Raw genomic sequence first — 8,380 nt, 5'->3', positions numbered from 1 at the left:
TTCGCATGTGCAACCCATGGTGTATTCTCCGGTCAAGCCCTTGAATTAATTGCAAATTCCGAAATAGAAAAGGTGTATGTAACAGACACCATATATCATGAAAAGTTGCCAAACAATGTCGAAATTTTATCTATCGCACCACTGTTGGGAGAAGCATTGTTAAGAGTACGCAAAAACCTATCGGTGAGTATTTTGTTTAGATAGAGGAGGGATTCCTATGCACGAATTGACACTTGCTGTAGAGCCTCGCAGTAAAGGTGTAAAAGCTAAGGACTTATTGAAAGTTGGGAAAATACCCGCTGTAGTATACGGTCCGGATGTTGAGCCTTTGAACATCTCCCTTAATAAAGTAGATGTGGTGAAACATATTAACCATCTTTCCGAGACCACAGTTATAACCCTGACTATGAAAGAAAACAATGAAAAGAAAGAAATCCACGCTTTTCTGAAGGCTGTACAGCGTGACAGAGTCAACGATGCTGTGATGCATCTCGATTTTTATGTTCCGGCGAAGGGACACAAAATGGAAATACATATTCCTGTCAACCTCATTGGAAAGGCAAAGGGCGTTGAAAAGGGTGGAATCCTCGATCACATAATAACAAACCTTCCAGTTGAAGTTCTGCCTAAGGATATCGTTGATAGCATCGATGTTGATGTAACACACCTTGACTTGGGCGACGCGTTAAGAGTAAAAGACTTGCCTTTGCCAGATGGAATCAAGCCGTTGCTTGACCTCGAGGAAACCATCGCAGTTATTGAAACTCCAAGAGCGGCTCTTGTAGAAACTGTTGAAGAAGTCGAGGAAGAAGAAGTCGAGCCTGAAGTCATAGAAAAAGGAAAGAAGGAAGAAGAGGAATAATCAATGCGTGTTTTTATAGGATTGGGAAATCCTGGCCCACGTTATGTCCTCACCAGACATAACGTGGGTTTTCTATTCATCGACGAAATGCTGAAAAGCAGCGAAATTTTGAAAAGCTATGATACAAAACTCTATCAGGCATATATTGTAAATTTTCATAGCTGCGACCATATGTTACTCGTAAAACCAATGACCTATATGAACTTAAGTGGTATTGCCGTGAAAAAAATATGCGAGAAATTTGGCATTGAAAGTACAAAAGAAATCATCATTGTTTATGATGACATATGGCTTCCTCTGGGTAAAATACGTATTCGAAAAGACGGTAGTGATGGTGGCCACAACGGTGTGAAGTCAATAATTGAAGAATTGCATTCCATCTCTTTTCCAAGGCTAAGAATAGGTATAGGTCCTAAGCCAGAGGGTGATTTAGTGAATTATGTTTTGGACGAATTTTCAGATGATGAGCTTAACCTTTTATGGAAAGTTTTAAAAGTATCTTTGGAAGCGGCAAAAGATCTGTGCGAAAACGATATTGTGAAGGTTATGTCCCGTTATAATAGTTTAGAGGTGAGTTGAATGCATTTTCAACTCAATCTACCCTTTAAACCCAGTGGAGACCAGCCAGAAGCCATTGATAGATTGGTAGCAGGTCTTAAAGAAGATTTCAGATTTCAAACACTTCTTGGAGTTACCGGTTCTGGAAAAACCTTTACTATGGCCAGCATAGTAGCAAAGACACAGCGACCAGCACTGGTAATATCACCTAATAAAACCCTTGTTGCCCAGCTTTATCGTGAATTCAAAACCTTTTTCCCTAACAACAAAATTGAACTTTTCATAAGCTATTATGACTATTATCAGCCAGAAGCTTACATTCCCAGCAGAGATCTTTATATTGAAAAAGATGCCCAGATAAATGATCTCCTTGCCAGAATGAGGCTATCGGCCCTTAAATCTGTTTTGACCCGAAAGGATGTAATAGTAGTTGCCAGCGTCTCCGCGATTTATGCTAGTGGTGACCCGAGAGATTTTCAAGAACTCAATGTTAAGCTGGAGAAAGGGAAGAGGATAAACCGAAAAGAACTTGCCTTAAAGCTCTCCTCACTGCAATATAACCGCTCGGAAGACACTTCCACCGGCGGGGTTTTTCATTTGAAAGGTGAAACAATCGAGATCTTTCCACCCTATGAAGATTTCGGAATTAAGTTGTATCTCTTCGATGACGAAATCGAAAGAATAACTTGTTTCGACCCACTGAACAGAAATATCCTCGAGGAACTTGATAAGGTGATCATCTACCCTGCCAAGGAATTCGTGACCACTGAAGAGAAAATCGCTCGTTCTATAAAAAACATAGAAAAAGAGCTTCGAGTGCAAATTAATTCTTTAGAAAAAAACGGGAAATTTTTGGAAGCCCAGAGGTTAAAGCAGAGAACTCTATACGATATAGAAATGCTGGAGACTCTTGGTTACTGTAGCGGAATTGAGAACTATTCGCGCTTTTTTGATGGCAGAAAGCCCGGAGATCCCCCCTTTACACTCCTTGACTATTTTGACAAGAGGGACTTCATCGTTTTCATAGATGAATCTCACATAGCAGTTCCTCAGCTTAGAGCGATGTATCGTGGGGACTATTCAAGGAAGAAAAATTTAGTTGAGTATGGGTTCCGGCTTCCCTCAGCTTTTGATAATAGGCCACTTAGATATGAAGAGTTTCTCGAAAAAGTGGGCCAGGTTATCTTTGTTTCCGCTACCCCTACAGAATATGAGATTTCAATTTCTTCCCAGGTGGTTGATCAGGTGATCAGGCCCACTGGTTTGATAGATCCAGAAGTTGTAGTAAAGCCCACAGAAAATCAAGTAGATGATTTCATCGAAGAAATGGTAAAGGTAAAAGAACGAAATGAAAGAGCCCTTGTAACTGTACTGACAAAAAAAGCGGCAGAAATGCTCAGCGGATACCTCAATGAGATGGGGATACGCTCTGAATATCTTCACTCTGAATTAGATGCCGTCGAAAGAGTTGAAGTACTCAGAAAACTGAGAGAGGGATATATTGATGTTGTAGTAGGTGTTAATCTTTTAAGAGAAGGGCTTGATCTTCCTGAGGTCTCTCTCGTAGCCATTATGGATGCGGATAGAGAGGGTTTCTTACGTTCTGAAACAACTTTGATACAGACTATTGGCAGAGCAGCCCGAAACATCAATGGAAGAGTTCTTCTTTACGCTGACAGAATAACAAACTCAATGAAACGGGCTATTGATGAAACAAATAGAAGAAGATTAAAGCAGCTCTTATACAACAAAGAACATGGAATAACACCTGAAAGCATTGTTAAACCACTCTACAAAAATATCTTCGAGGAAGCAAGAGAGCAAAACGAAAAAGAAGAAACCGCAAAGAATACATATCTTGAGGGTATAATGGCTCTTAGGGAGAATCTTGAAATTGAAGATTACGTTGCTCTCCTTGAAGAGGAAATGCTCAGAGCAGCCAGTGAACTCAGATACGAAGATGCGGCTGTTTTAAGGGATGAAATATACAACGCGAAAAGAAAAGGTGAGACTAAAAAATGAAAATCGTATCCACAAACAAAAACCATTTACTCGAGACTTTTGAAGCAGGCATTCAACTCCTTGGTACTGAAGTAAAATCACTGCGTCAGGGTTCTGCTTCTCTGGCTGAAGCGTTTTGCAAATTTGAAAATGGTGAATTATACTTGATCAATGCCAACATCAGCCAATACAGTCACGGTAGTCACTGGAACCACAACCCTTTGCGAAAACGGAAGCTGTTGCTGCACAGGAAAGAGCTTTTGAAAATACATCAAAAGGTCAAGGAAAAAGGACTGACGATAATTCCAACAAAGATTTATTTTAACGAAAGAGGTATTGCCAAAGTGGAAATAGCTCTCGCCAAGGGGAAACGCCTATACGATAAAAGAGAAGACATAGCAAAGCGTGATATGGAAAGGCGACTGAAAAGAAAACTCGATATATGAATGATTTTGATTTCAGATACATAAATATTATAATCTCCTATGTAGACACATGATTCGTTAAAGACTTGATTCTTATGTGCTATAATTTCGATATAATATAATGTTTTGAGGGAGGTGTGATTATGAAGAAAACCTTAGCAGTGTTGATATTGACACTCCTGTCTGTTGGAGCTTTCGCCACTGTTTATGTAGGCTCAGGGCTTGTGATTCATGCAACGGATGTGGGGACTGGCAAAGTTACTTTGCCAGGTGCATCATTTAGGGCTGAAATTCCTTTTAACAGCAATGTTGGGTTATCACTGGATGCCCAGGTAGCTCTTTTAGGTATTGACAACAAAGTCGGGCTCCTTAGTCTTGATTTTTGTATCAATCTTTTTTCAGATCCTGACCTGGTTAGTGTAAGACTCCTTTTCCCTATGGGGTTACTCTTTGACACCGTTGACGGCGTTCCAGACACTGTCGCTGGCGATATCCACATATCTGCTGGTCTTGGCCTGGAACTTTCAGCTCCTTTAAGCGACAAAATGGCTCTTATAGGTACACTTAAAGCCTTAAGAGTACAGAACTACCCGGCTAACCTTTCCGTTCCTGGTTTCTTTGAATATTTCACCGGTGGATTGGGCATTGTCTGGAGCTTCTGAGCTATGAAATGAAAGTTTTCGCTGTTGTATTTTTTTTGATATCATTTGGAGCTTTGTGCTTTGGTTTTTCGGGGGTTGACAAGTATTTGCACTTTTCTGTGAGTTTTTCCGCCTATGGCTTTTCCAGTCATTTTCTGGGAGACATAGGCGGATTGGTTTTTACATCGTTCATTGGAATTGGAAAAGAAGTGAGGGATTTTTTTTCGCCTTCAGGTACAGCGGAAATTGGTGATTTATTGGCTGATATGGTGGGTATAATTGCTGCTCGTATATATATTAAAGAACAGTTCACATCTAAGCCTTTAATCATTCTCTACATTCTTTTTTAAACTGTCTTTAGCTTACCCTATGCTGCTTTCGTGTACTTGACAAATGCTTCCATTGAAGTTAGAATATATTTACCCTTGCTCAGTACAAGGAGTAAACCTGTACTTGGCATGTGGATACTATGGAGGAGGAATAACATGGGAGTAAACAGGGAGGAAATCGTAAAGGAATTTCAGATTCATGAAAAGGACACCGGCTCAGTAGAGATTCAGATTGCGATTTTAACTGCTCGAATTAAGCACATAGCCGAACATCTTAAGAAACATCCTAAAGATTTCCATTCAAGAAGAGGATTGTTGAAGATGGTAGGTAGAAGAAGAAAGATGCTCAGGTATTTGAAGAACAATAAACCTGAGGTCTACAAAGAACTAATTGCTAAACTGGGCATACGTGGATAAAAAGATAATAAAAGGGGGAGCTCAAAGCTCCCCCTTTTTTCTTTCGTATTAAAACATGCAATATATTTGCAAGCTGGTATAATTGCTTTAGGAAAACAAAGGATAAAGAGGTGTTAATATGAACAATTACAGAACCTGGGAAAAGGAATTTTTTGGCCGAAAACTAGTGGTAGAACACGGAAAAATGGCCAAGCAAGCCCATGGAGCTTGTTTTATCAAATTTGGCGACTCTGCAATTCTCGCAACTGTTGATGGAAACGAAGAACCTAATGAAGGTGCCGACTTTCTTCCCCTAACTGTTGAATATCAAGAAAAATTCTATGCTGCTGGAAAGATTCCCGGTGGATTCATCAAAAGGGAAGGACGCCCAAGCGAGAACGCCGTTCTATCGGCCAGGCTTATTGATAGGCCCATAAGACCACTATTCCCCGATGGCATGACAAACGAGGTTCAGGTTATAGTCACAGTGTTATCCGCAGATCCTGATACACCACCTGATACAATGGGAATTTTCGCAAGTTCATTAGCTTTGAATCTTTCTCCTATCCCTTTTGAAGGTGTGGTTGCAGGGGTAAGAGTCGGTTACATTGATGGTGAATATGTTATTTTCCCCACCGTTGAACAACTTGATAAAAGTACGCTTGATATAGTCGTTGCTGGAACAAAAAATGCCGTTACCATGGTTGAAGGCGAAGCAAAAGAAGTCTCTGAAGAAATCATGCTTGGTGCGTTAAACGCTGCGCATGCGGCTATAAAAGAGCTTGTTGGGTTTCAAGAAGAAATACTTTCAGAATTTAAGATAGATAAATGGGAGATTCAAATTCCCCAACCCATTGAAGGATTTATTGAAACCTTTTCTGAAATGATTAATGATGAAGAAATTGCCAGGATTATGCTTTCGACACCTGGCAAAAAAGCAAAAGACAAGGCACTCAAGGAATACAGGAACGAAAGAATCGAAGCTTTCAAAGAAAAATATGCTGAAAAATGGTCTGATGAAGAAATGGAATTAAATGAGAAATTCTTGAAAGCCCATTTTGATGAACGCCTGAAACATGTTATGAGACGTTCTGTTGTTGAAAACGATACACGTATGGATGGAAGAAAACACAATGAAATACGTCCTATAACCTGTGAACTGGACATTTTGCCGAGAACTCACGGTTCAGCCCTTTTTACCAGAGGAGAAACACAAAGTCTTGGAACAGTGACACTTGGTGCTCCCATCGATGAACAGGTAGTTGATACACTTTTTGAAGAAGGCTCAAAAACATTTATGCTTCACTACAACTTCCCACCCTTCAGTACAGGAGAGGTGAAAAGATTAAGAGGACCTGGTAGAAGAGAAATCGGTCACGGACATCTTGCAGAAAGGGCTCTTAAGTTCGTTATACCAAAAGAAGAGGAATTTCCTTATACCATTAGGGTGGTTTCTGAAATTCTGGAATCTAATGGTTCTTCCTCCATGGCTACTGTCTGCTCTGGATCCCTGGCTCTCATGGCAGCAGGTGTACCCATAAAGAAACATGTTGCTGGTGTGGCTATGGGAATGATTCAGGAAGAAGATAAAACCGTAGTTCTTACAGACATTCTGGGAAATGAAGACCATATGGGTGATATGGATTTCAAAGTTACCGGAACCCGCGATGGCATAACGGCTTTTCAGATGGATGTTAAAGTTGCTGGCGTTTCAGAAGAGATTATGCTTAAAGCTCTCCAGCAAGCTCGGGATGCCAGAAAGAATATTCTAGACCTTATGTATAGCACAATCCCGGAACCAAGGAAAGAAGTATCCCGCCATGCTCCTGTAATAAAGGTCTTCAACATTCCATACGATAAAATAGGCGAATTGATCGGTCCTGGTGGCAGAGTCATCAAAAAGCTAAGCAGCGATTATGAAGCGAAGATTTTCATAGACGACGAAAAGGCACAGGTAAAGGTCATTGGTAATAACCCCGAAAAGATTAACAAGCTTATGAAAATAGTCGATATAATGCTCAAGGAAATTGAAAAAGGACAGGTTTTTGAAGGAATCATATCGCGTGTTGAACCTTACGGCATCTTTGTAGAGCTGGCACCGGGCAAAGTTGGATTGCTTCACTCATCTAAACTTGGTGAAAATCTGAAGGAATTCTTAAAGACAAACGGCGTAGGATCTCCCGTGAAAGTCGAAGTTACAGCCATAGACAACATGGGTAGAATCCAGTTAAAACGGTTCGGTGTCGAAGTAAAAGAAGATGACCACCCCAGAAAACCTTCGAGAAATCCAGGAAGATCAAACCAAAACAGAAGATATCGTAAAGACTGAGGGTGGATTATAACTATGCAGAGAATATTGAAAGCAACAGATATCACATTGAAAGAACTTAGCAATGGATCCATTGTCGTTGGTGAAAAGAAGAGAGAGACCCGCACAGTCTCTCTCGCTTTTGCCTTCAAAGTTGGTTCTATAAACGAAAACGAAAAAAATAACGGAATCTCACATTTCATCGAACATGCCCTTTTCAAAGGTACTCATAATCGCTCTTCTTATGACATAAAAGAACCCATCGAGCGTGTTGGTGGGACGCTGAATGCCTATACGGGAAGAAAATCCACAGTTTATTTTGCCCAGGTCCCCTATACACATGCGCAAAATACAATTGAAATCCTTTACGATATGGTGCGCAATCCATCTTTTTCAGAATCTGAAATATCCACCGAAAAAAAGGTTATCCTCGAGGAAATAGCGGAATCGCATGATGATCCAGTAGATCTGATATACAATAAGACACTTTTGAAAATATGGGATAAGAACTACGGGAAGCCCGTTCTTGGAACTACGGAGACTGTTTCAGCTTTAAATCATATATCTCTGGCTGATTACTACAACACCCATTACACTTCCAATAGACTGGTCTTCGCTGTTGCTGGCAATTTTGATAACAACTTTTTGGAAAAAGCAGAGGAAATGATTCTATCTTTTCCTCAGCCCCGTGAGTTCCCCAAGCCGATTGTTGGCTCAATGAAACCAGCCAGAGAAATAATAATAGAAAAAAAGAAAGACCTCAAGCAAGTACACTTACTTCTTTCAGTCAAAGCCCCATCAAAAAAAGATATGAATTTTGAGGCTTTCAAAATCTTCAATGTATTGCTTGGAAGTGGGAT

The 8,380-nt window shown here is 40.3% G+C and carries 9 protein-coding genes and 1 pseudogene; all 10 read left to right on the top strand.

Annotation, left to right across the window (positions count from 1 at the left end):
* Positions 1-204: pseudogene (locus AC3LHT_RS06360) on the top strand (ribose-phosphate pyrophosphokinase); the annotation flags it as partial.
* Between the two features lie 13 nt (positions 205-217).
* Complete coding sequence (locus tag AC3LHT_RS06355) at positions 218-862, top strand: 50S ribosomal protein L25 (protein ID WP_290666898.1); 645 nt, start codon at positions 218-220, stop codon at positions 860-862.
* Positions 863-865: 3 nt separating this feature from the next.
* On the top strand, positions 866-1,441 hold the full coding sequence (pth, locus tag AC3LHT_RS06350; RefSeq protein ID WP_290647033.1) for an aminoacyl-tRNA hydrolase: 576 nt from the start codon (positions 866-868) through the stop codon (positions 1,439-1,441).
* Positions 1,442-3,442 carry an excinuclease ABC subunit UvrB gene (gene uvrB, locus AC3LHT_RS06345; protein WP_290666902.1) on the top strand — a complete coding sequence of 667 codons (2,001 nt, stop codon included), beginning with the start codon at positions 1,442-1,444 and terminating at the stop codon, positions 3,440-3,442.
* The gene (gene smpB / locus AC3LHT_RS06340) at positions 3,439-3,867 is read left to right on the top strand and encodes an SsrA-binding protein SmpB (RefSeq protein WP_488662311.1); all 429 of its coding nucleotides are present in this window, start codon (positions 3,439-3,441) and stop codon (positions 3,865-3,867) included. The genes uvrB and smpB overlap by 4 nt, the downstream gene beginning before the upstream one ends.
* 122 nt (positions 3,868-3,989) lie before the next feature.
* Positions 3,990-4,508: a hypothetical protein gene (locus AC3LHT_RS06335; protein WP_488662310.1), complete on the top strand. Its 519-nt coding sequence runs from the start codon at positions 3,990-3,992 to the stop codon at positions 4,506-4,508.
* Positions 4,509-4,516: 8 nt separating this feature from the next.
* Positions 4,517-4,837 carry a hypothetical protein gene (locus tag AC3LHT_RS06330; protein WP_488662309.1) on the top strand — a complete coding sequence of 107 codons (321 nt, stop codon included), beginning with the start codon at positions 4,517-4,519 and terminating at the stop codon, positions 4,835-4,837.
* Positions 4,838-4,972: 135 nt separating this feature from the next.
* The gene (rpsO, locus tag AC3LHT_RS06325) at positions 4,973-5,233 is read left to right on the top strand and encodes a 30S ribosomal protein S15 (RefSeq protein ID WP_290647028.1); all 261 of its coding nucleotides are present in this window, start codon (positions 4,973-4,975) and stop codon (positions 5,231-5,233) included.
* Positions 5,234-5,351: 118 nt separating this feature from the next.
* The gene (locus AC3LHT_RS06320; protein ID WP_488662308.1) at positions 5,352-7,541 is read left to right on the top strand and encodes a polyribonucleotide nucleotidyltransferase; all 2,190 of its coding nucleotides are present in this window, start codon (positions 5,352-5,354) and stop codon (positions 7,539-7,541) included.
* Positions 7,542-7,556: 15 nt separating this feature from the next.
* On the top strand, positions 7,557-8,380 hold an 824-nt coding region (locus AC3LHT_RS06315; protein ID WP_488662307.1), incomplete at its 3' end, for a M16 family metallopeptidase.

Source organism: Kosmotoga sp. (genome assembly GCF_982836095.1).
The sequence above is the reverse complement of the archived record's forward strand: the minus strand, read 5'-3'. Positions and strand labels throughout refer to the sequence as shown.